The organism is Janthinobacterium sp. Mn2066 (assembly GCF_049319705.1).
GTDB lineage: Bacteria > Pseudomonadota > Gammaproteobacteria > Burkholderiales > Burkholderiaceae_D > Janthinobacterium.
Genome location: NZ_JBMOUF010000058.1, coordinates 1 through 236, shown reverse-complemented (window position 1 = coordinate 236; position 236 = coordinate 1). Strand labels below are relative to the sequence as shown.

The window sequence follows — 236 nt, the reverse complement described above, 5'->3', positions numbered from 1 at the left end:
TCTGTCCCCATCGTCTAGAGGCCTAGGACATCACCCTTTCACGGTGAGTACAGGGGTTCGAATCCCCTTGGGGACGCTAGATTCGAGTGCGGCGTACAGTCAGCCGCAAGTAGTGAGCAGTAACAAGGTCGGGATGCAAAGCAGCGCATCCAGGGCAGGTTTTCTGTCCCCATCGTCTAGAGGCCTAGGACATCACCCTTTCACGGTGAGTACAGGGGTTCGAATCCCCTTGGGGA

The 236-nt window shown here is 56.8% G+C and carries 1 tRNA gene; it reads left to right on the top strand.

The features are described from left to right. Positions 1 to 3: 3 nt before the first annotated feature. Positions 4 to 76: transfer RNA gene (locus ACL9RI_RS27740), tRNA-Glu, on the top strand. Positions 77 to 236: the final 160 nt, after the last annotated feature.